This is a genomic window from Adlercreutzia sp. CNCM I-6215, from assembly GCF_977072315.1.
Window position 1 is genome coordinate 17,167 of sequence record NZ_CDRVMA010000010.1, and the last position, 26,381, is coordinate 43,547.

At 64.7% G+C, this 26,381-nt stretch carries 27 protein-coding genes and 2 tRNA genes; 5 read left to right on the forward strand and 24 right to left on the reverse strand.

Features of this window, described 5'->3' with window-relative positions:
• The first annotated feature begins 13 nt into the window (after positions 1–13).
• Positions 14–580, forward strand: a complete 567-nt coding sequence (locus ACW4LP_RS08480; RefSeq protein ID WP_114539644.1) for a TetR/AcrR family transcriptional regulator — start codon at positions 14–16, stop codon at positions 578–580.
• 9 nt (positions 581–589) lie between these two features.
• Here ACW4LP_RS08480 and ACW4LP_RS08485 read toward each other — a convergent pair whose 3' ends face one another.
• The gene (locus ACW4LP_RS08485) at positions 590–1,882 is read right to left on the reverse strand and encodes a hypothetical protein (RefSeq protein WP_114549677.1); all 1,293 of its coding nucleotides are present in this window, start codon (positions 1,880–1,882) and stop codon (positions 590–592) included.
• Positions 1,883–2,328: 446 nt separating this feature from the next.
• Between ACW4LP_RS08485 and ACW4LP_RS08490 the strand changes: the two genes are divergently transcribed.
• Together ACW4LP_RS08490 and ACW4LP_RS08495 are read left to right on the forward strand one after the other, a co-directional pair.
• Positions 2,329–2,404, forward strand: a tRNA-Lys gene (locus tag ACW4LP_RS08490).
• Positions 2,405–2,424: 20 nt separating this feature from the next.
• Positions 2,425–2,498, forward strand: a tRNA-Gln gene (locus ACW4LP_RS08495).
• 83 nt (positions 2,499–2,581) lie between these two features.
• Here the strand turns inward: ACW4LP_RS08495 and ACW4LP_RS08500 are convergent.
• From ACW4LP_RS08500 to ACW4LP_RS08585, 18 genes are all read right to left on the reverse strand, one after another.
• Positions 2,582–3,973, reverse strand: a complete 1,392-nt coding sequence (locus ACW4LP_RS08500; protein ID WP_114549678.1) for an MFS transporter — start codon at positions 3,971–3,973, stop codon at positions 2,582–2,584.
• The gene (locus tag ACW4LP_RS08505; protein ID WP_114539641.1) at positions 3,973–4,404 is read right to left on the reverse strand and encodes a universal stress protein; all 432 of its coding nucleotides are present in this window, start codon (positions 4,402–4,404) and stop codon (positions 3,973–3,975) included. The genes ACW4LP_RS08500 and ACW4LP_RS08505 overlap by 1 nt, the downstream gene beginning before the upstream one ends.
• A 279-nt stretch (positions 4,405–4,683) precedes the next feature.
• Positions 4,684–5,286, reverse strand: a complete 603-nt coding sequence (locus ACW4LP_RS08510) for an HD domain-containing protein (RefSeq protein WP_114539640.1) — start codon at positions 5,284–5,286, stop codon at positions 4,684–4,686.
• Positions 5,287–5,777: 491 nt separating this feature from the next.
• On the reverse strand, positions 5,778–7,529 hold the full coding sequence (locus tag ACW4LP_RS08515; protein WP_114549679.1) for a carbon starvation CstA family protein: 1,752 nt from the start codon (positions 7,527–7,529) through the stop codon (positions 5,778–5,780).
• A complete protein-coding gene (locus tag ACW4LP_RS08520) occupies positions 7,526–8,218 on the reverse strand; it encodes a hypothetical protein (protein WP_455803715.1) in 693 nt (230 codons plus the stop codon). Before ACW4LP_RS08520 ends, ACW4LP_RS08515 begins: the two co-directional genes overlap by 4 nt.
• 131 nt (positions 8,219–8,349) lie before the next feature.
• A complete protein-coding gene (locus ACW4LP_RS08525; protein ID WP_173112231.1) occupies positions 8,350–9,312 on the reverse strand; it encodes a putative manganese transporter in 963 nt (320 codons plus the stop codon).
• A gap of 4 nt (positions 9,313–9,316) precedes the next feature.
• Positions 9,317–10,732 carry a uracil-xanthine permease family protein gene (locus ACW4LP_RS08530; protein ID WP_114549682.1) on the reverse strand — a complete coding sequence of 472 codons (1,416 nt, stop codon included), beginning with the start codon at positions 10,730–10,732 and terminating at the stop codon, positions 9,317–9,319.
• Positions 10,729–11,307 carry a xanthine phosphoribosyltransferase gene (locus tag ACW4LP_RS08535; protein ID WP_022740429.1) on the reverse strand — a complete coding sequence of 193 codons (579 nt, stop codon included), beginning with the start codon at positions 11,305–11,307 and terminating at the stop codon, positions 10,729–10,731. Before ACW4LP_RS08535 ends, ACW4LP_RS08530 begins: the two co-directional genes overlap by 4 nt.
• Before the next feature lie 372 nt (positions 11,308–11,679).
• The gene (gene groL / locus ACW4LP_RS08540) at positions 11,680–13,314 is read right to left on the reverse strand and encodes a chaperonin GroEL (RefSeq protein WP_022740430.1); all 1,635 of its coding nucleotides are present in this window, start codon (positions 13,312–13,314) and stop codon (positions 11,680–11,682) included.
• A 49-nt stretch (positions 13,315–13,363) separates the two neighbouring features.
• Positions 13,364–13,651 (reverse strand): co-chaperone GroES, encoded by a 288-nt coding sequence (locus tag ACW4LP_RS08545; RefSeq protein WP_022740431.1) that lies wholly within the window; start codon positions 13,649–13,651, stop codon positions 13,364–13,366.
• A 247-nt stretch (positions 13,652–13,898) separates the two neighbouring features.
• The gene (locus tag ACW4LP_RS08550) at positions 13,899–14,600 is read right to left on the reverse strand and encodes a response regulator (RefSeq protein ID WP_173112228.1); all 702 of its coding nucleotides are present in this window, start codon (positions 14,598–14,600) and stop codon (positions 13,899–13,901) included.
• Positions 14,593–15,828, reverse strand: coding sequence for a sensor histidine kinase (locus ACW4LP_RS08555; protein WP_455803716.1), 1,236 nt, complete (start codon positions 15,826–15,828; stop codon positions 14,593–14,595). Before ACW4LP_RS08555 ends, ACW4LP_RS08550 begins: the two co-directional genes overlap by 8 nt.
• A gap of 137 nt (positions 15,829–15,965) precedes the next feature.
• Complete coding sequence (gene nadE / locus ACW4LP_RS08560; RefSeq protein WP_173112222.1) at positions 15,966–16,802, reverse strand: NAD(+) synthase; 837 nt, start codon at positions 16,800–16,802, stop codon at positions 15,966–15,968.
• A gap of 98 nt (positions 16,803–16,900) precedes the next feature.
• Positions 16,901–17,257, reverse strand: a complete 357-nt coding sequence (locus tag ACW4LP_RS08565; protein WP_173112219.1) for a hydrogenase maturation nickel metallochaperone HypA/HybF — start codon at positions 17,255–17,257, stop codon at positions 16,901–16,903.
• Positions 17,258–18,037 (reverse strand): twin-arginine translocase subunit TatC, encoded by a 780-nt coding sequence (tatC, locus tag ACW4LP_RS08570; protein ID WP_173112216.1) that lies wholly within the window; start codon positions 18,035–18,037, stop codon positions 17,258–17,260. It lies immediately after the preceding gene.
• A gap of 2 nt (positions 18,038–18,039) precedes the next feature.
• Positions 18,040–18,732 carry a Sec-independent protein translocase subunit TatA/TatB gene (locus ACW4LP_RS08575; RefSeq protein WP_227070357.1) on the reverse strand — a complete coding sequence of 231 codons (693 nt, stop codon included), beginning with the start codon at positions 18,730–18,732 and terminating at the stop codon, positions 18,040–18,042.
• Positions 18,733–18,754: 22 nt separating this feature from the next.
• Positions 18,755–18,967, reverse strand: coding sequence for a CASC3 protein CASC3 (locus ACW4LP_RS08580; RefSeq protein WP_114539628.1), 213 nt, complete (start codon positions 18,965–18,967; stop codon positions 18,755–18,757).
• Positions 18,968–19,118: 151 nt separating this feature from the next.
• Positions 19,119–20,480 carry an amidohydrolase family protein gene (locus ACW4LP_RS08585; RefSeq protein WP_114539627.1) on the reverse strand — a complete coding sequence of 454 codons (1,362 nt, stop codon included), beginning with the start codon at positions 20,478–20,480 and terminating at the stop codon, positions 19,119–19,121.
• 178 nt (positions 20,481–20,658) lie between these two features.
• Between ACW4LP_RS08585 and ACW4LP_RS08590 the strand changes: the two genes are divergently transcribed.
• The gene (locus tag ACW4LP_RS08590) at positions 20,659–21,402 is read left to right on the forward strand and encodes a class I SAM-dependent methyltransferase (RefSeq protein WP_114539626.1); all 744 of its coding nucleotides are present in this window, start codon (positions 20,659–20,661) and stop codon (positions 21,400–21,402) included.
• 11 nt (positions 21,403–21,413) lie between these two features.
• Positions 21,414–22,364, forward strand: coding sequence for a DUF5685 family protein (locus ACW4LP_RS08595; RefSeq protein WP_173112207.1), 951 nt, complete (start codon positions 21,414–21,416; stop codon positions 22,362–22,364).
• Positions 22,365–22,388: 24 nt separating this feature from the next.
• Here ACW4LP_RS08595 and ACW4LP_RS08600 read toward each other — a convergent pair whose 3' ends face one another.
• The 5 genes from ACW4LP_RS08600 to nrfD form a co-directional block, all read right to left on the reverse strand.
• Positions 22,389–23,180 carry a TorD/DmsD family molecular chaperone gene (locus ACW4LP_RS08600; protein ID WP_197745990.1) on the reverse strand — a complete coding sequence of 264 codons (792 nt, stop codon included), beginning with the start codon at positions 23,178–23,180 and terminating at the stop codon, positions 22,389–22,391.
• A 115-nt stretch (positions 23,181–23,295) separates the two neighbouring features.
• A complete protein-coding gene (locus tag ACW4LP_RS08605; protein WP_227070356.1) occupies positions 23,296–23,805 on the reverse strand; it encodes a prolyl-tRNA synthetase associated domain-containing protein in 510 nt (169 codons plus the stop codon).
• 105 nt (positions 23,806–23,910) lie between these two features.
• The gene (locus tag ACW4LP_RS08610) at positions 23,911–24,351 is read right to left on the reverse strand and encodes a DUF4405 domain-containing protein (protein ID WP_114539624.1); all 441 of its coding nucleotides are present in this window, start codon (positions 24,349–24,351) and stop codon (positions 23,911–23,913) included.
• Entirely contained in the window at positions 24,341–24,742 is a 402-nt protein-coding gene (locus ACW4LP_RS08615; protein WP_114539623.1) for a hypothetical protein, read from the reverse strand. The genes ACW4LP_RS08610 and ACW4LP_RS08615 overlap by 11 nt, the downstream gene beginning before the upstream one ends.
• 343 nt (positions 24,743–25,085) lie before the next feature.
• The gene (nrfD, locus tag ACW4LP_RS08620) at positions 25,086–26,375 is read right to left on the reverse strand and encodes an NrfD/PsrC family molybdoenzyme membrane anchor subunit (protein WP_114539622.1); all 1,290 of its coding nucleotides are present in this window, start codon (positions 26,373–26,375) and stop codon (positions 25,086–25,088) included.
• Positions 26,376–26,381 lie beyond the last annotated feature (6 nt).

Here is a 26,381-nt window from a genome sequence, read left to right on the forward strand (position 1 = left end):
CGAGGAAAACCCCATGTCAACACGAGATCAAATACTGGAAATCGCCTATCGGGCCTTCGCGGAGAAGGGCTACAACCACACCTCCATGGGAGCCATCGCCGAAGAGCTCGGCATCACGAGGCCGGCCCTCTACTACCACTTCTCTTCCAAAGAGGACCTGCTGCTGGCCACCTACGAGATGATCGACCCGCTCATCAACGTGAGCGCCGACGAAGCGCTCGGCTGCACGGAGCCCGCCGAGTTCAAGCAGGCCTTCGCGGCCCTCATTGCGAGCATCACCAGCAATTTGCGCAACGATGAGCAGCGGGCCCGGTTCGTTGCCACCGTCGAATCGACGTCGGGGCAGATTCCGGCCATCACCGAGAGCGCCCAGGCCCAGTACGACGAGACCTGCGCCATATTCGCAACTGCGCTGGAGCATGGAAAGGCAATCGGCGCCGTTTCGGCCGATATGGACATCGATGCGGCCAAGCAGTACTTGGGCATCTTCATCTACGGCATCGGCGACATCATGCTCCGCGGCTGCAAGATCAACATGAAAGCCACCCGTGACATGGCCTTGAAAGCCATCTTCGGATAGGGTCCTTCCCTACTCCACGTACCCTTTCTGGAGCTTGCGGGCCAGTTGCAGGCCGCGGGCTACGAAGCCCTGGCCGTATTCCTCGCGGATCTTCCAGGCGTAGCGAGTGTGAGGGTCCTCGAACTTCAGGCGCTGGAAGGCCAGGCATTCGTGGACCGAGGTGCCGAAGTCATCGAAGAACGCTTCCATGGCATCGATGATACGCTTGGCAGCCTTCACCACCGAGCAGGCGGTGCCGTCGGGCATGACGATCTTCACGGTCTTCAAATCGTAGTGGGCGGCGTTCTTGAAGTTTTGCACGGCCTGCACCTGGTCCTTCACCGTGAGGTTCGCCGGCGCTTGGGCGGCGGCCCATACCAAAAACAGCTGGCTGAACAGCACGTCGCGCTCGTCGATACCGGAACGGACGAGCGGGTTCAAGTCCACCATGCGCAGCTCGATGTGGCTGATGCCCTCTTTTAAGCCCTCCAGGCTGTAGGGGCCGAAGTTTTTCAGCCGGATGGGGTAATAGAGCTCGGAGGGGTAGCGAATCATGCCGCTGTCGATGTAGGACTGGATGGAATCGGCGTAGGCCGCCGCACTCGTATAATCGAGAATGGGCGCGAAGAAGTTCCAGTAACCGAGCTCCGAACAGCGTACGGTGGCCAGGCCCTGGAAGAGGTCGCCGCCGATGCGGCCCTTCTCCACGAAGGAGGAGTCGCACACCGGGCTCGCGGCCATGACCGCGGTGAGAATCCAACTGTAGGCCACGCAGTTCTCGGCCAGGCGCACGTAGAACTGGTCGCGGTAGGCCTCGAAAATGGCGGGGGCGTCGGGACTCTCCGCGCGGGCGAGCTCGTAGTCGGCACGCAGCAGCGCCTCGCCGAAAGAGTAGTTCAGGTGAATGCCGGAAAAGGCCATCTTGTAGCGGCCGTAGCGGTCGGAGAGGTACTCGCGGTATTCCGTCTTGCCGGCATCGTCGCCGAAGTACTGGGCGATGGGGATGTCCTTCTCGTTCAGGATATAGGGCGGGTTCGAGAAGGGCCACAAAAGCTCGCGCTCGGGCAAATTCGCGATGGCCCGCTGCACGAGGCCGTTGTAGCGCTCCAGCGATTGGATCGCCTCGGCCGGCGTGGCGCACACCGGCGTGTTCACTTCCACCTGGTTCTCGGAGAAATCGCGCACGATGTGCACGTCGTCGGCGAAGTCGGCCGGCGTATGGGCGAGAAAGCCGCCGCCGTCGATGCGCAGCGACTCTTTCTCCAGGCCGAAGCCGCCCTCCAGCAAGTGGGCGCGAACTGATTCATCGTGGGCGTGCAGCATGGTTGCCTCCCGAAATGCGTCGGGCGTCGACGCGACGCCCTGAAGCGGCGGCCATGCGGCCCCGCTATCCCTGATGTTCACGGTTAAGTTTACCAGTTGCGACTTCTCTCTCGCGAAACACCATCGCATCGCTACTATTCTGCAACCCTGCATCCCGGCGCTTTGTCGCACCGACGCGCAGGCACCGCGGCACACCGGCACGTCGACGCTCTGGGCCTCCGATGCCTCCAATTGTGCAAAACACAGTAGTTCTCGTAGTGCGGAACGCACGTTCTTCAAGAATGAAGACACGTTTTCCCAGGTCATACTTTTCACAAACCCCTCATCCAACACCTCCAATTACGAGATCTGCCGTGTTTTGCACAAAAACGGGGATGCCCCGTGGGCCAATTGCTCATTGACCGAAATCGCACGGAGCGTTAGACTATGCGATTGCGTAAAGAAGTGGGCCTTTAGCTCAGTCGGTAGAGCAGGGGACTTTTAATCCCAAGGTCGCGGGTTCGATCCCCGCAGGGCCCACCACTTTTCGTTCGATACGGCACTGGGGTATCGTCCAACGGCAGGACTCTGGTTTTTGGTACCAGCTACCTAGGTTCGAATCCTAGTACCCCAGCCATTTTCCGCACAAGCAAGCCTCTCTCCGGAGCGGCTTTTTCATTGCCTGCTGAGAGACGGAGACGCAACCGCGAGAACCCTCCCCTACCGCGCGCCCTTCTCTGTTTTGGCGACAACGAGGAACAGGGCCAGGGCGAGCGCACCCACGACGGCCATGCAGAGGTACAGGTTCGCATACCCAATGAGCGGGGCCACGATGCCGAGCAGGATGGGGCCGATGCCCACGCCCACGTCGAGCAGCATGTAGAAGGTGGCGTTGGCGACCGACAGGCGCGCATCGCTCGTCACGCGCACGGCCATGGCCAACCCGCACGACTGCACGGTGCCCACGCCGAAGCCGAGCAGGGCCGCAGCCCCCAGGATCATCCAGTCGTTGGCCGCGAAGGCGAGCACCACCATGCCGAGCGCGAAGGACACGAACGCCGGCACCATGACGGGATGAGGCCCCACGCGGTCGAAGGCGCGGCCGGTGAAGGGGCGCGTGACGAACATGGCCAGCGCGTACACGACGAAGAACACGCTGGCGGCCCGGGCCAGGCCGATCTCAGTGGCGTAGGGCGTGAGGAACGTGAGCAGGCTGGAATAGCCGAAGAACAGAAGGCCGCACACCACCGAGATGGGCAGTACGCCGGCTTCCACGAAACGGGCGAGCGGCGAATGCTCCACCTTGGCGGCGACCTTCTCTTCCAAATGAGTGGAGGGCACGCGGGTAGAGGCCGCCAGCGCCTCGTCGCGGTTGGCGGCGGCATCTTCGCGCGCCTCCTCGTCCGGGGCCTCCGCCACCGCACCGGCCACGGCATCGGCGGCCGCTTCCACCTCGGCCTCGGCGGCCGCTTCGCTCCCCTTCACCTTCGTGGAAGATGCGGGGCGCAGAAGCAGCGCCGCCGGAATGGAAAGAGCCACGAGCACGCTCGCCACAACGAACACCACCGGATAGCCGAAGTTGTTCGCCAGGAAAATGCCCGCAAAGGGCCCGATGGCGCTGCCAAGGGTGATGGACAGCATAAAGTACCCGATGCCCTCGCCCTTGCGCTCGGGCGGCACCACGCTGGTAATGACCGTAGCGATGGTGGTGGAGCACACGCCGTAGGAGAACCCGTGGGCCAGACGCACGCCGATGAGCGCGCCCACCGGCTCGTTCAGCAGGTACAACGCCGAAAGCGCCACCTCGGCGATGCACCCGACGATAAGCAGCGGCAGCCGTCCGAAGCGCTCCATCATCGGCGCGGCGGCGAAACGCGAGAACAGCGTGCTCACGATGAAGGCGCTGGCGCAGAAGGCAGCCACGGCGGCCGGCGCCTGGTACACGGTAAGCGCATAGGCGGTCATGACCACCATGAGCATGAAGTAGTTGCCGGCGATGAAGAAGTTCAGGAAGGTGCCAGCGATGAAGTTGCGCGTCCAGAGCGGTGCGGGCGCAGGCGCGGGCCTTTCGCAACGCGAAGGAATAGCAACCTTGGCAGCAGATGAGGCCATTAGCGGCAGTCGCCTTCTTTCGCGATGAGCACCGTCATGGGCGACTCCTTGGTGACGGCATAGCTCACGGAACCCAAAAAGCCCTTCACGCCGCCTTGGCCGCGACTGCCCATGATGATGAGGTCGCAGCCCTCCTCCTTCGCGCAGTTCACGATGAGGTCGGCCGGGGACGTGCCCTTGAGCACGCGCACCTCAGTCGGGTTCACCATATCGGCGGCGATGGCCTCCAGCTCCTCGCGAATGGCCATGGCGTCGTCCACCATGACGGTGTCCATGCCGGCGGCGGCCGAGCCCGACGAGAACAGGCGCATGACGTGCACGAGCACCACTTCTACCGCCGGGTTCTGGGCGGCAATCTCGCGCATCACCTCCAGCGCTCGATGGGAGGGGGCACTGCCGTCATAGGCGACGAGGATCTTCTTGCACCACATGGGCATCCTTTCTGCTTCGCGCATCGGCCCCGGCACCCCGTCGGGCAACAGGTAACCGAATCAAGTCCGCTTTCCATTGTAGACCCGCCAGCCTGCCGCCACCGATTCTTTGCAAAGTTGTTGCAATAGAAAAAGCCGCCCCCGTCTGACAGCGGAAGCGGCCCCACAACACAATTATTCGAAAGCATTGCGAGGCGGCCCGCCGTAGCCGCGGCGGCTCGCCTGTTCTTTACCATAGAAGGCGTCCGGCGAAAGCCAACGACCTTCCTCAGAAGGCCCCTACTCCGGCTCGACGAACGTGTCGCGGTCGGGGGCGAAGGACTGCATGGCCTCGATGGTGCGGGCGAACAGCTCGTCCAGCTCCCAACCGAGCATATCGGCGCCCGAGGCGATGACCTCGCGGCTCACGCCGGCGGCGAAGCGCTTGTCCTTGTACTTCTTCTTGAGCGACTTCACGTTGAAGTCCATGACCGACTTGCTCGGCCGCATGACGATGGCCGCCCCGATGAGGCCCGTCAGCTCCTCGGTGGCGAACAGGATCTTCTCCATCTGAAGCTCCGGCTTGGGCAGATCGGTGTTGTAGTCGGAGGTGTGCGACTGAATAGCGCGGATGAGCTCCGGCGTACCACCCGCCTCCTCGATGAGCGGCGCGGCGTACAGCGTGTGCTTCTCCGGCTCGTCGTCGTGCTCTTCCCAATCCAAGTCGTGCAGAAGGCCCACGATGCCCCAGAACTCCTCGTTTTCCGGATCGTACTCGCGGGCGAAGTAGCGCATGGTCTGCTCGACGGTCTCGCCGTGCTCGATATGGAACGGATCCTTGTTGTGGGCAGCGAGCAGTTCAGCCGCTTGCTCGCGGGTCATGCCGGCGGAAAGTGCGGTCATGGGCGTCTCCTCTCGTCTTGTTTGTCGCTTCCTGACACTATAACGGGGATGCACCCCCTTGCGCTATGGGGTGCGAAACAAAATTCCCTATGCCCACTTTAGTGCTCGAACAATCCACGTCCTTGTTTCGGGCAAGAATTTCGAGTTGTTAGACTCTCACTGTCGAGCAAAATGATCGTTCCGCTGTAGCATGATCCTGCTGCAGAGTAGTGACAAGGTTGCGACCTGGCCTTTTGCCCAGTTGCCTCGAGATGCGCAGTCGCCAAAGCGATCGACAGACCTGTTAGCGCGCTCCCTTATGTCTAACAACTCGAAATTATGCCCCGAAACGAGCCCCCAGGATTCCCGGGTGCCCGTTCTGGGGCAGCAATGCGAAGAGACCAACAGCAGGATGCTTGCAGCTACGCGACCCGCTTCTACGCGACCCGATTCTACGCGACCCGCTTCTACGCGACTCGATTCTACGCGACTCGATTCTACGCGACCCGCTTCTACGCGACCCGCTTCTTTCCGAAGATGGTCTTGCAGCCCTTGACGGCCAAGATGACGGCGAACACCATGAGCAGCACGCCGATGACCAGCTGCAGCACCGTGGCGGCATCCACCGTGCCCGCGGCCAGAAGACCGATCTTGGCCCACACCGTCAGCGCCAGCGAGGTCAGCGTCACCACCATCATGAACGCCATGGGGACATAGAACATCTTGTTGTTGCGGCCTGCGTTGCCGAGCCACGCGCACACGGCCAGCAGGCCCAAGGCGGCCAGAAGCTGGTTGGCGGCACCGAACAGCGGCCACACGAGCTGGTAGCCGGTCATGCCCAGCCCCACGCCGAGCACCACCGTGATGATGGTGGCGACCCAGGGGTTCACGAGCACCGCGCGCCAACCGGTAAGGTCGCTTGCCTCCATGCCGTGGGGCGTGAAAAGCTCCTGGAACATGTAGCGGCCCAGGCGCGTCGCGGTGTCGAGCGAGGTCAGGCAGAACACCGACACCGCCAGCACGAGCAACGCGTAGGCGACCGACTCCGCGCCGGCGAGCCCGGGCACACAGGCGAGCATCTGGGAAAGGCCCGCGGCGAAGACTTGGGTCGGCGAGGCGTAGGTGCCGTCCATATAGCCGGAAAACACGAAGGCCACCGCGCACAGCGAGATGACCGCCACCAAGCACTCGAGCAGCATGCCGCCGTAGGCGATGGGCTGCGCCTCGGCCTCGCGATCGAGCTGCTTGGAGGTAGTGCCCGAGGCCACGAGGCTGTGGAAGCCGGAGATGGCGCCGCAGGCGATGGTGATGAACAGCGCCGGGAACAAAAAGCCCGAGGCAGCCACCTTGGATGTGCCAGCCGCAGCGGAAAAGCCGGTGAATGCGGGAATGTCCAGCGAGGCGGCGTTGCCCATGACGCCGGCGCCGATGATACCGACAAGCGCCAGGGCGATCATGCCGTAGAGCAGATAGCTCGACAGGTAGTCGCGCGGCTGCAGAAGGATCCACACCGGGGCCACGGAGGCCACGAGGATATACAGGCCCACAAGGATCATCCAGGTGGTGTTGTCCAGCGCGATGACCGGCAAGTTGTAGCCGAGGGCCACGACGACCACGATGATGGCCAGAGCTGAGACGATGTTCGCGGCCGCGGGGATCTTGCGACCACGGGTGATAACGCCGTAGATGACGGCTACCACGATGAACAGCACCGAGATCATGGCCGTGCGCATGTTGGCCAAATTCCCCGTCTCGACTGCCACGGCCTTGGCGGCGTCGTCAGTGGGCACCGGTGCCACAGCAAAGGTGCTCGCCACGATGGAGGCGAAGGCGGCCACCACCAAAATGAGCGTCAGGTACGAGAAGATGCAGAACAGCTTCTTGGCCGTGTCGTCGATGTTCTCGGCAATGACCGTCGCGAGCGTCTGCCCCTTGTGGCGAATGGAGGCGAACAGCGCGCCGAAATCGTGCATGGCGCCGAAGAAGATGCCGCCGATGAGCACCCACAGAAGCACCGGCACCCAGCCGAAGATGGCCGCCTGGATGGGGCCGTTGATGGGGCCGGCGCCGGCGATGGACGAGAAATGGTGGCCGAGCACCACGTAGGGCGCGGCGGGCACGTAGTCCTTGCCGTCCTCGAACTCGTGGGCCGGCGTGGGGCGGTTGGGGTCGATGCCCCACTGCTTGGCGAGCCAGCCGCCGTAGAAGACGTAGCCGCACACGAGAACCGCGATGGCTACCAGAAGAATGATCAGGGCATTCATAACGTACTTCCTCTCTTCTCGCCCTGGGCTTCAAAGAGAGGGCGCGCGCCATCGCAGGCTCGGCCCTCCCGATCTTGCGGAAACGCCGGGGCGGACGCGTCAAGCCGATGCCCATCGCGCACGGCGTCGCGAACAGCGCTGCTCGCGTTGCCGCAACGAGCGTCGCGCACAGCAACGCCGCCGTCGATGAACGCATTGGCCTGGAGCGTTTCCCCCAGCGGTTTTCCCTGTGAATTGGTCGTCACGCGCCCGCGCGACAAGTCGGCCACCGCCAGACGCAGATCGGCCCACCCCCGCCAGCCGAGCGCGAAGTTCTTGTGGAAGCGTGTGCGCCGCACGCGCTCCCACGCGAGATCGTCTACGGCATCGGCGACGATGGCGAGCGACAAGTACGTCGTCATGTGATCGGGCGCGGGCCGCACGAGGGAGAGCCCCTCGCCGGTAACGCAGCCGACCAAGTCGTCCAGCTCGCCTGTGGTCAGGCGGGGCGTGCCCCAGAAGAACAGGTGCTCGTGGCTGGCCGCCTCCCACAACTTCGCGCGCTTGACGAGCACGTACCGAGAGACCGAGGAATGGAACTCGGCGTAACCCGGGAAGGTGCGGCCGGCGAAGTCGTGGTCGCGCTCGACGTCGAACCACGCTTCATGGGCGGCAAGAAGTCGCTCGATGACTTCTCCACGGCCTGCCAACGCCATCGCCTTCTTCCCATTGATGACCGAAAAAGTTAACTTTGCGAGCGTAGTACTTACGACTGGGCGATGCAAGAACTTTTTTGACGGCTCGTCAGGTTTTTACGGAGTGGAAACGCTCGGCGATGCCGCTAGAACACGACGCCCAGCCCGTTGCAAATGAGGCCCCAGAACACGCCCGTGGCATACAGCACGACAATGATGGCGACATTCTGCTTCCAGGGGCGGTTGGCCCGGGCGAGCACGAGCAGTCCCACGCCGGCGCTCACCAGAAGCCCGGCCAGCATGGCGCCGGCCCCCAGCACGCCCTCCACGTACAGCTGGGCGATGACCACGCTGGCGGCGCAATTCGGAATGAGGCCCACAAGCGCGGTCGCGAACACCGAGAAATTCGGGTTGTCGCCGAGGAACTGGGCGAGCGCGTCCTCCCCCACCGTTTCCAGGACGACGTTCAGCGCAATGGTGATGAGGAAGATGAACAACGTCACCTGCACCGTGTGCTTCGTGGCGCTCTTCAGGATGCCCTTCCAACCGTGCCCGTGCTCGTGGGTGTGCTCCACGTCGTCGTGGTGCTCGTAGGCGCGTTCGGGAGCCTGCTCGCAGGTATGGCAGTCGTGGTTGCAGCCGCACTGGTCCTGCTCGCACAGCTCATGGATGCGCAGGCGCTCCTTGTCGCGGCGCGCCAGGCGCAGCACGGCATCCACGATGAAGCCCATGACCATGCCGATGACTACCTTCGCCCCCATGATGGACAAGATGGTATTGCCGGGCACCGCCTCGGCCAGGAAGATGGGCAGCATCTCGTCGGAGGTGGAGAGAAACACGGCAAAGAGCGTCCCCAGCGTGATCACGCGCCCCGCGTACAGCGTGGCCGCCACGGCCGAGAAGCCGCACTGGGGCACCACGCCCAGAAACGCGCCGACGATGGGCCCGGCCGCACCGGCGTGGCGGATGGCCTCCTGGGTCTTGCCGCCGGTCTTGTGCTCGAGCCACTCCATGGCCAGGTAGGTGACGAACAGAAACGGGATGAGGTACAGGGTGTCGGCCAGAGAATGCTCCAGCACGTGTTCGGCTATGTGCGCGATGGTTTCCATGGATCTAAGATTCTAACGCGTCTGTGGCGATATCCACCGAATCGTTGCCCTCCTCCACGATCAGCGGGCCCTCCACCTTCTGATCTTTGGGCAAAAGCAAGCTCGCCAGAATGGCCACGACGAAGACCACGGCCACGCAGTTGTCGGCAAAGACGCTCTGCACGAGCTCCGGGAAGATGGCGAAGATGTCGCCCATCTGCGTAAACCCGATGCCGACGGCCAGCGACAGCGCGGCGATGGTGATGTTGCGCTGGGAGAAGCCGGCATTGGCGATCATCTGGAAGCCGCTGACGATGATGTTGCCGAACATCATGATGGTGCAGCCGCCGAGCACCGCCTCGGGCAGCGATGCGAACACGAGGCTCACCACGGGCACGAAGCCGGCGAGCACGAGCACGACCGCTCCCGTGGCGATGGCGCGACGGTTCACCACGCCGGTCATGGCGATGAGGCCGACGTTCTGCGAGAACGAGGTGACCGGCGAGCAGCCGAACACGCCGGCGAGCGAGCTAACGAGGCCATCGGCCGTCACGGCGCCGGAGAGCTCCTTGTCCGTGGGGTTGCGGCGCAGCGCGGCGGCCGTGAGCGCCGAGCAGTCGCCCACGGTCTCGGTGGCGGAGACGAGGAAGATGAGCGTGACGGTGATGATGGCGCCGAGGTTGAACTCCGGCGTCACAGGCAGCACGCCCGGCAGCGAGAAGAGCTGCGCCGAAGCGAAGCCGGAGAAGTCCACTTTGCCCAGCGGAATGGCCACCAGATACCCCACGACAAGGCCGAAGAGCACCGAAAGCTGTTTAGTGGCGCCCTTGGCGAGGCCCTGGAACACAAGGCACGCCAGAAGCGAGACGGTGCCGAGGATGAGGTTCGTGGCGCTGCCGAAATCCTCCGCGCCGGAGCCGCCGCCGAAGGAGGCCGCCCCCACGCCGAGCAGCGAGAACCCGATAGAGGTCACCACCACGGCCGCCACGATGGGTGTGATGATACGCCGCCACCAGCGGGCGAACAAACCCAGCAGCCCCTCGATGAGGCCGCCCACGATGACCGCTCCCACGAGCGCCCCGTAGCCCTGGGTCGCCGCAATGGTGCAGGCCACGGAGACGAAGGTGAAGCTGATGCCCATGACGATGGGAAGCCCGCTGCCCACCCGCCACAGCGGGAACAGCTGCACGAAGGTGCCGATGCCGGCGATGAACATGGCGTTCTGAATGAGCGTGGCCCGCAAATCTTCGGGAAGGCCGGCCGCTGCCGCAATGATCGCGATGGGCGCGAGGTTCGCCACGAACATGGCCAGCACGTGCTGCAGGCCGTAGGGGAAGGCCGCAAGCCAGCCGATCTCGCCATCAAGGGACGAGAGCGCCTTCATCTTCGGGTCGATGAAAACCACGCCGCCCTCGCTTTCCACGTTTCTCTTGCGGCTCATGAGCGGAACTCGATGGCGCCGGTAGCGGGATCCATGGCCTCGACGATGGCGAGCGACTGCAGGTCGTAACCTGCCTCGCGCAGCTCGTCGCCACCGGGCTGGAAACCTTTCTCAATGGCGATGCCGATGCCCTCCACAGTGGCCCCGGCACTCTCGCAGATCTCGAGCAGGCCGCGTAGGGCGCAGCCGTTGGCGAGGAAGTCGTCGATGATGAGCACATGGTCGTCGGGCCCGAGAAAACGGGTGGAGACGATGACGTCGTAGATGCGGTTGTGGGTGAAGGACTGGATGCGCGTGGAATACATCGTGCCATCCAGGTTGATGGACTGGGTCTTCTTCGCGAACACCACGGGCACGCCGAAATGATGCGCCACCACGGCGGCGATGCCGATGCCCGAGGCCTCGATGGTGAGGATCTTGTTAATGGGCTTGCCCGCGAAAAGCCGCTTCCATTCCTCGGCCATCTGGGAGAACAGCTCAATGTCCATCTGGTGGTTCAAGAAGGCGTCCACCTTCAGCACACCGCCCGCCTTCACCACGCCATCGCGGCGAATGCGCTCTTCCAACAATTCCACAGAAACCTCCTTGGGCTTCGGGGCCATTTTCGCGTATCGCACTATCTTAGGAGATCGCGCCCCTCTTGGGAACGACTGCCGAAAACGCCCATGAAATAGAGCGGACGGGAAATTGGCGGTTGAGAACTTGGAAAATGTGCTTTTTTGAATAGGGGTTTGACCTGGTATTTCTTGAGTTTTACCAGGTCAAAATGGGGGTTTTCCGAAAACAAATAAGCACATTTTCCAAGTCAAGTGTTCCAAAAAAGCACAATTTACAAGTAATGGGCGAAAATGTTCGCGCGCAACAGGAAGGGCGCCCCTGATGAGGCGCCCTTCTGCGAGTTAGTAGGTTACGCGGTTAGGCCGCGCGCAAGTTTTTCCTGCTTGGGCCTAGTACATTCCGCCGCCGCCCTGCATGCCGGCAGCCAGAGCGCTCAGATCGGGACCCTCCTTGGGGATCTCGTTGATGGTGGCCTCGGTGATGAGGATGAGAGCCGCCACGGAGGCCGCGGACTGCAGCGCCGTGCGAGTCACCTTCACCGGGTCGTTCACACCCATCTCGATCATGTTGCCGTACTCGCCGTTGGCGCAGTTCAAGCCCTCGCCCTTCGGCAGGCTCTTGACCTTCTCCACCACGACGGAGCCCTCGAAGCCGGCGTTCTGGGCGATGGCGCGCATCGGGGCCTCGATGGCCTTGCGGATGATGTCGATGCCGACTTCCTCGTCCTTGTCATCGGCCTTGACGGCGTCCAGGGCGCCGATGGCGTCCACGAGCGCCACGCCGCCGCCGGCGACGATGCCCTCTTCCACGGCCGCGCGAGTCGCCTGCAGGGCGTCCTCGATGCGGGACTTCTTCTCCTTCAGCTCGGACTCGGTGGCAGCGCCCACCTTCAGCACGGCCACGCCGCCGGAGAGCTTCGCCAGGCGCTCCTGGGCCTTCTCGCGGTCGAAGTCGGAATCGACGCGCTCGAGCTCGGCACGGATGATCTGGATGCGGTTCTCAATGTCTTCCTTCTTGCCCGCGCCGTCCACGATAAGGGCGGTGTCCTTGGTGACCTTCACGGTCTTGGCGGTACCGAGCATCTCCATCGTGGCGTCGGCCATGGTCATGCCAAAGTCCTTGTCGATGACCTGGGCGCCGGTGACCACGGCGATGTCCTCGAGGATGCGCTTGCGGCGGTCGCCGAAGCCGGGAGCCTTGATGGCCACGACGTTCAGGGTGCCGCGCAGACGGTTCAGCAGGATGGTGGACAGGGCCTCGCCCTCGACGTCCTCAGCCACGATGAACAACGGGCGCTGGGCGCGCATGACTTCCTCCAGCAGCGGAACCATGTCCTGGATGGAGTTGATCTTCATGTCGGTCAGCAGGATGAAGGGGTCCTTCAGCACCGCTTCCATCTTCTCCATATCGGTGGCCATGTAGGGGGAGATATAGCCGCGCTCGTACTGCATGCCCTCGACGATGTCCATGTCGATGCCGAAGATGGTCTGGGACTCCTCCACGGAGATGGCGCCGTCGTTGCCCACGGCGTCCATGGCCTCGGCGATCTTGTCGCCGATGGCGGCGTCGCCGGCGGAGATGCGGCCGACGTTGGCGATCTGCTCCTTGGTGGACACCGGGGTGGCGTCGGCCTTGATGGCGGCCACGATGGCGTCGGTGGCCTTCTCGATGCCGCGGCGAATGCCCAGCGCGTCGGCGCCGGCGGTCACGTTCTTCAGGCCCTCGGAGACGATGACGTCGGCGAGGAGTGTGGCGGTGGTGGTGCCGTCGCCGGCCACGTCGTTGGTCTTCACGGCCACCTCGCGCACCAGCTGGGCGCCCATGTTCTCGACCGGGTTCTCCAGCTCGACTTCCTTGGCGACGGTCACGCCATCGTTGGTGATGAGCGGGGCGCCGTAGGACTTCTCCAGAGCCACGTAGCGGCCCTTGGGGCCGAGCGTCACCTTGACGGCATCGGCCAGCTTGGAGACGCCCGCGGCCAAGCCGGAGCGGGCATCGGTATCGAACTTGATTTCCTTAGCCATAAGTTCGCGTTCCTTTCAGTGGATCTATCTTCTCGGTTTATCTTCTCAGTTATTCAACTACGGCGTAAATGTCGTCGGCGCGCAGAATCAGCACGTTCTCGCCGTCCAGCGTCACCTCAGTGCCGCCGAACTTGCCGTAGATGACCTTGTCGCCGACCTTAACAGGCATAGGAAGCAGCTTGCCGTCCTTGTCCATCTTGCCCTCGCCCACGGCGATGATGGTACCGGTCTGGGGCTTCTCCTTGGCATCGGAGGCCAGGAACAGGCCGGACGCGGTGGTAACCTCGGCCTCGTCCTGCTTCAGGATGACGCGGTCGCCCAGAGGCTTCAAATTCATAGCTTGCCGTCCTTTCAATGGTTGTTGTAGCGCCTTCGCGCAACTTCCAATTTAACCACTCGGTTAGGTTAAGTGCTAGCACTCGGTAGCAACGAGTGCTAAACAGTTACGCATCATAACAGCTACGGGAAGGAATGCAAGAGGGGACGGAGAAAAACTTGAGTTTTTTTCACTCAAGTTTCCTGTGATTATAATCTTGATCAGGGATTACTTTTCAAGTTGGAATTTGTGCAGGTGAACAGTCTCCCTAGGGGGCAGGCGTCACCAAACCCGTCTCGTAGGCGAAGACGACGAGCTGGGCGCGGTCGTGAGCATCAGTCTTAGCCATGACGCGGGCCAGATGCGTCTTCACCGTGGCCGGCGAGATGAACAGCTCTTCGGCGATCTCGTCGTTGGAAAGGCCCCGGGCCACCAGCACGAGGATCTCGCGCTCGCGGTCGGTGAGGCTCGTCAGCGCGGCGCGGCGAGTCTCGGCCACATCGGCGGCGCCCCAGCCGCCCCGCGGACGCGCGGCCACGAAGGTCTCCACCAGCCGGCGCATCACCGAGGGCTGAATGAGCGCGTCGCCTCGGGCCACGACGCGGACGGCCGCCACGATCTCGTCGGGGTCGGCGTCCTTCAGCAAAAAGCCGCTCGCCCCGGCGCCCAGAGCATCGTAAACGTACTCGTCCACGTCGAAGGTGGTGAGCACGAGCACCCGGGTTTTTGCGAGCAGCGGGTTGCCCGTAATGGCGCGGGTGGCCTCGATGCCGTTCATTTCGGGCATGCGAATGTCCATGAGCACCACGTCGGGCCGAAGGCGCTGCGCCTCCTGTACCGCATCGGCCCCGTTTCGGGCCTCGCCGACGATCTCGATGCCCTCGTAGGTGCCGAGAATGGCCTTGAAGCCGCCGCGCACGAGATCCTGGTCGTCCACAACGAGCACGCGGATGGGATCGGCCTCACTCATGGGTCTCCTCCTTCTGGCTGAGGGGAACGCTCACGGCAATGCGCACGCCGCCGAGCGGACTTGGGGACGCGGAGAACGTACCCTGCAGAAGCCGCGCGCGCTCGCGCATGCCGAGCAGGCCGTGGTGACCGGCCGCGGCGGCCGGGGCAGCGAGCCCCTTCCCGTCGTCGTCGACGATAAGCTCGGCGAAGCCCTCCCGTTTCGTGGACAGTGCCAGCGTCGCACGGCGCGCCCCGGCGTGGCGCACGATATTCGTGGCCGCCTCACGCGCGATGCCGAAGAGGGCCACGTCGATGAACGCCGGCACGCAGGCGCGGTCGTAGGCGGTCTCGTCCAGCGTGACCTCGATATCGGCACCTTCCAAATAGGACACCAAATCGCCCATGCGATCGGTGCCCTGGGTGGGCGTCGTCTCGGCCGGCCCCTCCCCCGCGCGCAACACGCCGATCATGGCGCGGATTTCCTCCAGAGCGCCCTTGGCGGTGCGACGCACCTCGGCGATGGCCTCCTTGGCGGCGGCGGGATCGCGATCGACCAGGCGCTCGGCGGCCGCGGCCTGGATACTCACAGCCGACAGCGAATGGGCCGTGATGTCGTGCACCTCCCGGGCGATGGAGACGCGCTCGGCCTCCACCCGACGGCGCGCCTCGGCGTCGCGGCTGCGCTCGGCGGCAACCGCCCGCTCCTCGATGGCGCGGGTGCGCTCCTGGTGCTCGTGCAGAGCGTAGCCAGCGAACGCGGCCGCCAGGGCCAGCGCCATGTTCTGGAACACGGTGAGCTGCGTCAAGATGCGCGACTGCTCCGGGGGCGCCGGTGCGAACAGCAGCACCAGGCACATGACCGCGCACGCGATGGCCGCCTCGGCCCGCGAGCGCGCAGACGCCAGCGTGAACAGCGCAATGAGGGGGCCCGCCACGGACAGGGCGATGCCGTTCAGCTCCGCTTGAAGCAGACCCCAGCTGACCAGGCACCACACGAACACGGCCCAGGGGCACTTGCGCCGCAGCACGAGCGGCAGCGTGGTGAGCGCGACGGCCAGAAGCGAGAGGCCCGAGGGCACCATAGCCTGGATGCCCATGAGCCGGCGCATGAACTCGTCGGGGATGAGCAGGTTAACGGCCACGGTGAGCTGCAGGCAGCAGAACCCGAAGGCCCCCGCCGCGATGACGGCGTCGATGAGCCAGTCGGTGGCCGTAAACTTCGGGGTATTTCGAAAGATCTTATCCATGACCGCTATGGTAAACGACCGGACGCCCACGCGCCATACACCGCGGAGTGTATGAAACGAGCCTGTTGAACAACGCCGACCCCAGACGGGGCTCGTTCGCCAGCAGGACGCGGGATCGCCAGCGGGACGCAGCTTCACTAACGAGACGCGGGATCGCCGTAGAACGGCGCGTCAGGGTACGGAGGCTCCAACGCACGCTTGAAGGCGTTGGCGTCGGTACGGGCGATGACGTAATCCACCAAATCGCGGCTCAGGCCGCTCTCGGCGACGATAGCCGCCGCATCCTTCCCCTCTTCCACATAGGCGACGAGAATTCGATCCAGCGTGGCGTAATCGACGCCGAGGGACTTCTCGTCCTCCTGATCGGGCGCGAGTTCCGCGCTCGGCGGCTTCACGAACACGTTCACGGGAATGGGGCCAGTACCGCCCTCTTCCACAGCCCGGCGGTTGCGCCAGCGGGCCATGGCGAAGACGTCGGTCTTGTACACGCCGCCCAAAGGCGCGAAGGCCCCGGCCGTGTCGCCGTAAAGAGTGGAGTAGCCCATGGCCGCTTCGGACTTGTTGCCCGTGTTCAGCATGAGCCAGCCGTGGGCGTTCGAGAGCGCCATGAGGCACACCATACGGCAGCGGGCCTGGGTGTTCTCCGCGGCAAGGCCCGAAAGCGCGCCGCCACAGGCCCGGGCGAGCACGGCCTCGAAGGCCTCGAAGGGCTCGCAGATGGGCACGGTGATGTTGGAGATGCCGAGGGCTAAGGCCAGCGCCTCGGCGTCGTCGATGGACGACTCGCTAGAATAGGGGCCAGGCAGCATGACCCCGTGGACGTGGTCGGCTTCCAGCGCGTCGGCGGCCATGACGGCCACGAGTGTGGAATCCATGCCGCCGGACAGCCCGATGACCACATCGGTGAAGCCGGCGCTGCGCACGAAGGCGCCCAAAGCGTCGGTGCAGGCCTCGTACATCTGCTGGGGGTTCATAGACGTCCTTTCTATAGCAAAAGCGCTGCCACGAGTATGGCAGCGCTTTGTTTCGGGCCGATTGCCGGCGTGCGTCAGTCTGGCGACGCCCGCAGCCGTCAGTTTTCCGGCAGATCCACCTCGATGGAGTCGATCTGCAGCTCGCGTCCGGCCAGAAGCTCGGTGGCGAACGAGTCGCAGACGGGGCAGAAGCGGTTGTAGAGGTCGTGCTCGAACTCGTGGCCGCATTCCAAGCAGACGCTGCGCGGGCGGATCATCGTCAGATCCAGCGTGGCGCCCTGGGTGAACGGGTCGGCCTCGGCCAGGGCCTCGAAGGCGAACACGAGGGCGTCCTCCACCGCCTCCGTGGCCTCGCCGATGGAGACCCTCACGCCCAGAAGCCGCGTCGCGCCGGCCTCGCGGGCCGCCTCCACGGCGGCGTCCATGACGCCGGTCATCAGTCCCAGCTCGTGCACTTACTCGTCCTCTTCCGCCGCCAAGCGCTCGTTCTGGCGCTTGATGCGACGGCCCAGCACCACGCGCGCGATAAGCAGGCTGCCCTCGTAAAGCGCGATCATGGCGGCGAACATGAGCAGCATGGTGACCGGCGAGGCGTCGGGGGTGACCACGGCGCAGATGACCATGAGCACCACGTAGACCGTCCGCCAGCTGCCGCGCAGCTTCTTATAGGGGATGACGTCGAAGATGACGAGGTAGAACACGATGAGCGGCAGCTCGAAGGCGAAGCCGAAGCCGAGCTCGAACTTGATGATGATGTCGATGTAGGAGCTCATGCGCGGCGCCACATAGCCGAGGCCCATGGCCTGGTCGGTGAGCCACTGGAACGCCGGGTTCAAGATGATGAGGTAGCAGAACACCGTGCCGATGATGAACAGGGCCACGGCGGCGGCGAAGGTGGGCATGAACCACTTGCGCTCGCTGGGCTTCAGCGCCGGCAGGAAGAACGCGAGCAGCTGCCACAGGATGACGGGGGACGTGGCCACGATGCCCGCCCACAGCGAGATTTGGAAGCGCACGGAGAACGCCTCGAAGGGGTCGATGGCCTGAAGCGAGGCCATGCCGTCAACGTTGGGCAGAAACTCCGCGATGGGCATGAGGAGGAACTGGCCCATGGTAGGGGTGGCCATGTAGAACACGACCACGGCCACGGCGAGGCAGGCGACGATGCGCACGAGGCGCATGCGCAGCTCGCCGAGGTGGTCGAATAGCGGCATGCGTGCCGGTCCGATTGGCATCTTTATGCCTCCTTCTTCTCGTCGGCGGCTTTGGCAACGCCAGCAACCGGAACATCATCGGCGGCCTCGGTCACAGCCTTGGCCTCCTCGGCGGCCTTCTTGGCCTCCGCCTCGGCCTTCCGCTTGGCGGCGGCCTCCTCGCGCTTCTTAGCCGCCTCGGCCTTGCGCTTCTCGGCTGCGGCCTTGCGCTCCTCTTCTTCCTTCTTCTTCAGCTCCTCGGCTTCAGCGGCCTTGCGCTCGGCGCGCTCCTTGTCGTAGCGAGCCTTGCGCTCGGCGAAGCTCTCGGGCTTCGCCGGGGCGGCATCGGCCTTATCGGCTGTGCCCTCGCCGTCCTGCTCGGCCTTGGCCGCAGCAGCCGCGGCGGCGCCGGCGGCAGCAGTGGAAGTGCTCTTCTTGGTGGTTGCGCTCGCCTTCTTCGACACAGCGCTCGCGGCCTTCTTGGCACTGTCGGCGCCCTTCTTGGCCTTGGCCGCCGCCTCGTCCAAGGCGTCGAGCGGGTTCTTGAAGGGATCCTCGGCGTCCTTGTCGAACACCATCTCCCCCTTCAGCACGCCGCTCATTTCCTCCTGGGCGTTGCGGAACTTCGCGATGGCCTTGCCGAGGGTCTTCGCCATGGCAGGCAGCTTGTCGGGTCCGAAGATGAGGAACCCGAACAGCAGAATGAGGAAAAGCTCGAATCCGCCGATTCCAAACACGACTGGTTTCCTTTCAACAGCTCTACAGCGAGAGCACGGTCAACGCCATAGTGGGAATGCCCAAGGCGAGCACGAGGATGACGCACACGACCACGGTGAAGATCTTCTTGGTGCGCGCCTTGGCCTCGGCGGCCTCCTTGGCGCGACGCTCGCGCTCCTCGGCCTGCTTGATGCGCTCGGCCTGCTGCTTGCGCGTGGGATTCTTCGCGCCGGTCTTGTTCTTCTTGCTCGACATCGCGGGTACTCCTCAGGTTCCCAACTTCAAGTATACGCAAATATGGCATTATCGCAGAAGCGGGCGCGCCGCGCCAGCGAAAATGCCTGCCGCGGCGCGCCCTCCACGAATTCACAACTGCGCCGAGCACCCCGCTCAGCGATTGCGCCCGCTAGGCCTCGGGGCGCAGCTTGGAGCGGATCTCGATGACCCGCGCGATGCTCTTCGCCACTTCCACCTTCACGTGCCAGCGGTTCTTCTCGTACAGAACGTTGCCGTCGACCATGGTCATGAGCACGTCGGCCGTGGTGCAGGTGTTCACCACGGCGGCCACCGGATCGGTCGTGAAGGACTGATGCGAGCTGGACAGATCCACGGCGATCATGTCGGCACATTTGCCGATCTCCAGCGACCCCACCTTATCAGCAATGCCGAGTGCCCGCGCGCCGCCGAGCGTGGCCACCTCGAGCATCGTATGGGAGTCGAGGAAGCGCCCGGGGTTCACGGCGCGCTGCAGCAGCATGCCCAAACGCATCTCCGAGAGCATGTCGGTGGATTCCGTCGCCGCCGGCGAGTCGGTGCCGAGGCCCACGCGCAGGCCGGCACGGATGTACTCGTCCAGGGGCGCGACGCCCATGCCCAGCTGGGCCGAGGCGCGCGGGCACACGCAAACGGCCACGTTGTGGGAGCGCAGCTTCTTCAAATCCTCGTCGTCCACGTAGACCGCGCCGACGATCATGACGTTGTCGGCGTCGAAGGCGTTCCAGTTCAGCGCGTAGCGCACCGGGCTCACACCCGTGGGCAGCCAGGGCGGAATCTCCACGTAACCGCGCTTCACATCGCCGCCGTGCACTTGGAAGGGCGACGAGCCGTAGCGCACGAAGTCGGACTCCTCGCGGCTGCCAGCGAGCCACAGGGCCACGGGCAGATCCTCCTTCTGGGCGAATTTCGAGATAGCGGAAAGCATGGCCGGGTGGTTGGTGAACAGGGGCGCCGCGGCAATGCCGATGGCGACGCGGTCGGAGTCGACCTCCTCGCGCCAGTGCAGGATGTCCTTCTGGGCGAACTGCATGGCCGCGTCGATGCGGTTCTTGTCCATGGCGCCCACCTGGCGGTAGATCACCGAGCGCAGGCCGAGCTTGTTCACGGCCGTGCAGGAGGCGCCGGTCAGCGTGATGTCGGCCACCGTGGTGATGCCGCTGGAGAGAGCGTCCAGGCCGCCCAGAATAGCGGAGTCGAACCAATCTGAAGCTTCCATGCGCCCGCTTTTCTGGGCCACTTCCGCGAGCCACTGCACATAGGGCGCGTCGTTCACCACGCCGCGCAGCACCGATTGCTCGAGGCGCGTATGCAGGTCAACCAGGCCGGGCATGACGGCGGCCAGACCCTGGTCGACGACCTCTTCCTCGGGGTAGCGCAGGCGCAATTGCTCGGCCTTCCCGATGTCGCGAATGACGCCGTCGCGCACGAGGACCGCGCCATCGATGATGGGCTCGGAAGAAACCGGCAGGATATACTGGGCACACAGAAGCATGGTACCTCCCAATTCATGAGGGGCGTGTTCAATTAGCCACCCATGATAGCACGGCGCCGCGCCGCCTAGGGATATGCGCCCTCGATTTGCGGGCGAGTGCCCTATACTGGGGCCAAACGACGATACGAAGGGCGCGATCTTGCGGGATCGGCGCGCCGCACGAGGGAGTTTTACGCCTATGACCATCGACACCGCCACCGGGCTCGAGGCCCCGGCCGAGCTTTCCAGCGAGCGCGTGCGCGACATCTTCTCGCATATCGCCCGGAAATACGAGCGGTTCAACGCCCTCTCCAGCTTCGGCGCCTACAAGCTGTGGCTCGCGGGCATGATGCGCCAGGCCCCCATCGATGAGAGCCACGACGTGCTGGACATCGCGGGGGGCACCGGAGACGTCACCTTCACCGTGGCCCGCACCAAGCACCCGAGCCATATCCAGTGCACCGATTTGGTACCCGAGATGCTGGACGTGGCGCGCATGCACATCGATGAGGGGGACGGCGCCGGCGTGCCCATCGACTTTGACGTGGTGGACGCCCAGGACATCCCCTACGCGGACGCCTCCTACGACGTCATCACCATGGCCTACGGCATCCGCAACATGCCCGACCGGCCCCGGGCGCTTTCCGAGATGTTCCGCGTATTGAAGCCGGGCGGCTCGCTCGTGTGCCTGGAGTTCTCCACGCCGCCCAACGGCGCGTGGCGGGCGCTGTACCACTTCTACCTGCGCCACCTCATCCCGTTTTGGGGCGGCCTGGTCACCGGCGACAAGGACGGCTTCGTGTACTTGGCGAAATCGATCCGCGCCTTCCCCGACCAGGAAGGCCTGGCGGAGATGATGCGCGAGGCCGGCTTTACCGACGTCACCTGGAAGAACTACACCGGCGGCATCGCGGCCGTGCATGTCGCGAAGAAGCCGGAGTAAACGGGCAGCCCATGTTCGGGTTCGTGGTGGCGGATGCGGGAGCACTTTCCGAGGAGGAGAAAGAGCGCTACCGGGCGGTGTACTGCGGGCTGTGCCTCGCGCTGCGAGACCGGTACGGGCAGCTGTCGCGGGCGTGCCTGACCTACGACCTCACCTTCTTCGTGCTGCTGTGCAACTCCCTGCATGAGCCTGCCGAGACGCAGGGCACGAGCCATTGCGTGATGCACCCGGCACCGGCCGCCCCGCGGGCATGGGCGCGCTCGGCGTGGACCGACTATGCCGCCGACCTCTCCGTGGCACTCGCCTACCACAAGGTGCTCGACGACGTGGCCGACGACGGCGATCTTGCGGCACGGGCGGCCGAGCGCCTGCTCGCCGGCGCCTACGAGCGGGCCCGGGCGCGCATCCCCGAGCAGTGCGCCGAGATTGAGCGAGCCATGGCGGCGATTCGGGCTATCGAAGGCGCTGAACGCAACAACACACCGGCACTTTCGGACAGCACTGAAACCGCTTGCGTCTCTCCTCTTAGCGCAGACGCAACCGATACCGCCCTCGCGTTCGACCCCGATGCCGCAGCCCGCGAGTTCGGGCGCATGCTCGGGCGGCTGTTCGCCCACAACCAGGGATTCTGGACCGAAGCAATGGAAGAGCTGGGGCGCGGCCTCGGGCGCTTCATCTACCTGATGGATGCCGCTGTCGATTTCAACGACGACGCCGCTTCGGGCAGCTACAATCCCTTCGTGACGCTCGGCTCCGATGCCGAGGCCATGCGCGCCACGCTGTCCCTCGCTGCCGCCGACGCGGCCGCGCCCTACGAGCGTTTGCCGCTGGTGCAAGACGCGCATCTCATGGACGCCATTCTGTATTCCGGCGTCTGGGCCCAGTTCAACAAAGCCTATCCGCCCCAAGACGCCCTCGCGCAAAATGAAGGGAGCCCGCAGAGCGAACCCCCTCGAAACTGACCGACGCGCGCAACCGCGCTGACGCTACTTGATGAAGGCGCCAAGCAGGCTGGCGGCCTGCTTGTAGAACGGCACGCGGGAATCCTTCTCGCAGGCCTCGGCGAACTGGGGCATCCACACCTTCGCGTGCTCGGCCATGAACTCGTCCCAGGCCGCCTCCGGAGAGCCGCCGGGCAAATCGGCCGAGGCCACCACGTCGCCGGGCTCGGGACCGTCGTCCTCCGCGTCGAATTCGTCAATCTCGTCGCCGACCTCCTTGTACTGCGCGGCCTGCTCTTCGGTAGGCGCGCCGTCGCCGCCAGCTTCCACATCGGCCTCGGCCGCTGCGTCCATGGCGTCGGCCGCCGCGCGCAGGGCCAGGTACTCCAGAAGCTCCAGCTCGGTCCACACGGCGTCCAAGGGCTCGTTGGTGCCCTCGGGACGGCCCAATCCGCAGGCCTTGCAGAAGCGCTCCACAGCCATGGAGTGCGGGTTCACGAACAGCAGCGGCTGCACGCCCTCGGCCTTCGCACGCCACACGCCCTCGTACGGGCTGCACGCCGCCTCGGGAGCGCCCACGAACAGGCGCGTAGCCTCGGGGCGCAGCTCCTTCTGGATGTCGTCCGGATCGGGCAGCGCAGCGGCCTCAGCGGCACCGGGGGCCGCGGCGGCCGTCCAGTCGATCCCGAGCGCGCCGGCGATCTCGTCGGCGGCCTCGCCCCACTCCCCCGAGGCGATGGCCTCGGCGAGCACCTTGTCCTCCGGGTAGCGGAACGACAGCGCCAACAGCTCGCACATCGCCGCGCGCGCCTGCCAAATGTTTGCGGATACGGTCATGGAAGTTCCTCCTTTGCGGATGGGTTTTATCAACGAGAAGCATAGCATTGTGCGGCCCCGTTGTCGGCGTAGCTTCGCGACCAGCGTCGCAACTCCATGGCTGACGCCGAGCGCCCTACTGCGCAGAAGCCTCGCTTGTGGCGACGAACCGATAGGGCACGGCGCGATCTTCGAACAGCGCCAGCAAGTCGGACAGAGGAACGCGCAGCGTGGCCGTGTTGTCGTTGGGATGCACGCCCACGGCCGGCCAATCGCGCAAAGCCGCATCCAACACCACCTGCACTTTCCCTTCCGTATCGTTCAGCACGCCGAAAGGAGAGACCGCCCCACCGCGCAGACCGAGAATTCCCTGCAAGTCCTCTTCCGAGGCAAAACGCAAGGGCCGCGCTCCGAGAGCCGCCCGCAAAGCCTTCAGATTCGCCGGCTTATCCTCGGGCATGACGACCAGATAGTAGTTGCGCTTCTTGTCGTCGCGCAAAAAGAGGTTCTTCACCACCACATTGGCGAAGGGCAATGAGAGCGCGTCCATCGCCTCCATGGTGAAGACCGCCTCGTGATCGACTCGATCGTAGACAACCCCGCGACTGTCCAGATACGCGCACACCTCTTCTTTTCCAAAAGCCACAGTCCCGCTCCTTTCCGCCGTCCGGCATCGCCTATCGCAAACACGCCGTCGATTTCTCTGCGGCACAGTATAGCGAAGAAAAGCGGGGTGGAAGACTAACTTGGATCAGCGGCCCATCAGGCAATCGCTTTCCGCAGCGCGAAGACCCCTGCGTTGCCGTAGAACCGCCAGCGCGGCGGGAGCGCGCACGACCAGATGCACGAGCAGGGCCGCCAAGAGCACCTTGGCCGCCACCGCGTGAAGCGGATCCCAAAAGTGGTAGCCCGAGGCGTACAGCCCCAGGGAGGGCAGCACCGTCCCCGACACCATGACGCCGGACACGACGCACACAGCAAGCGCCAGGAGCAGCACGGCGTTCAGAACGAGCTGGCCCACGCGCCCGCGGCCGCCCAGACCTTCCCCGCTCTCGACCACATGGGCCGCGACCATGATGAAGGCGCCGAGCCCAAGGAACTCGTGCAGCGGGATGCCCGTGAGGGCCGGGTTGGCCGCCAGCAGGTACACGGCGAGCACGGCGATGTCGAACAGCGCATGGCTACGCTTCATAGCAGGCCTCCTCTTCGCCGGCAGTCCTACGAGCGCCGCGGCCCATGCGGCGCACGAGCAGCCACAGCCCCAGCACGAGGGCCACCGGCATAAGTATCCACACGTTCAACGACATGTCGGAGGCCTGATGGTAGCGCTCGATCAGCGAGCCCCACCCATGGCACTCCGTCGACGCGCAACCGGCCTCGGGGCACACCATCTCGTGAGCCCCGTCGGGCTCGGGCACCGCCTCGAACCCATGGCACGCGTCCGACGCGCACCCCGCGGCCGGACACGGCGAATCAGCGGCGATGGGCTGGATAGCCGTCGAGGGCGCAGCCGCAAAGCCGACCATCGCCACCGCGCCCACGAGCGCCGCCAAGACAGCGGTGGCGACCAACTTCTTCAGCATTGCGAATCTCCTCCCTTTCGCTGAGCCAGACAATTTTCAAGCCATTATTGGACCAAGATTTTCGAGTTGTTAGGGGTTTGCTTGCGCGCTCGGAGAGCCCACAGGGAAAGCGCGGAAGCAAAACCCCAGGTCGTAGAGTTTTCTCCCAACCGATACGGCCAATGGCGCGCGCAACGACACCTAACAACTCGAAAATTTCGCTCCCACGCTTCACTTTTATTTTCTGAGACTTCCTTTGTGGAGCATCCCCTCCGAAACCACACTCGCGAATGCGCCACGTCTATCTCACCAAAGGGACCCGCGCCGGGAAGGGGCGGCGCGGGCCTGCACATAAGAGGGACGGTTACTCGGAAGGCGCCTCGTCGTCTTTCGGGCGAAGGGGCAGGAGCTTAATGCCCAGCAGGAACACCAGCACGCCCAGGGCCACGACGCCGAGGGTCACGCCGAGCTCCAGCGGCGTCGGCCAGTAGACCATGCCGCCGTAGATGCCGGAGAGGCCGGAATCCCACGCCGTGTGCTGCATGGGGGTTAGCGGGCCGGCGTAGTCCAGGTTGGCGATCTGGAAGCCGCCGACGAGCAGCTGCACGCGCTTGCAGAAGATGCCGAGGATCGCGAGCAGCGAGCCGGCGACCAGCAGGGCGTTGGTGCGCAGCGCCGGCGTGAAGCAAATGACGGCGCAGAGGGCGCAGCCGACGACCTCCGTCCAGAAGTAAGGGACGAGCGGGCCGGCCGTCAGCATGGCGACCACCTCCGCGCCCGAGCCGCCGGGGAACGCCTCGGTGAGCAGGTCGCAGCCGAAGAAGTACAGGTCCACCACGACGAAGGCGCCGAGCAGCTTGGCGAGCTTCACCAGGTAGGCCTGGTCGAGCGAGAGGTATCCCGCGCGGCGCAGCGCGATGGCGACCACCATCACGAGCGCCGTGCCGCACACAAGCGCCGAGGACACGAACCAGGGGGCGAGCAGGGCCGTGTGCCACATCTCGCGGCCTTGCTGAAGCCCGAAGATCCAGGCGGTCACCGAGTGCACGAGCACGGCGGTGACGAGCGCCACGACCGAGATCACGCGCAGGGCGGTGTGGGACACCTTGCCCGCGTCGGCCCGCACCTGGGCCCACAGGTACACGCAGGACAGGATGAGGTAGGTTCCGAGCACCACGATGTCCCACATGAGCGGGCTGCCTAGGTTGGAGTAGGCGAACAGCTCCCACAGGCGCGCCGGCTGGCCGAGGTCTACCACCACCATGCCGATGGCGGCCACGGTGCAGGCGATGGAGCTCATGACGGCCACCTTGGAGATGCCGCCGAAGCCCGCGATGCCAAAGGCCTTGGGCACCGACGAGATGATGAGGCCGCCGGCCGACAGGCCCACGAAGAACATGAACGACGTGATGTAGAGGCCCCACGAGCTCAGATTGCGCATGCCGGTCTGCACCATGCCGCCCGAGAGCTGCACACCCCACAGCACGATGCCGGCAACCATGATGACGGCCGAGACGCCGATGGCGGCGTTCAGCCCCTTGCCGCCCCATGCGGCCGTCTTAGCAGCGACCGCCTCATGGCTTTTTGAGCGGCCCTTGGCCGCACTAAGGTCGAGGTCATCATCGACGATGGCCCCAGTAGAGAAATCAGACATGAGAAT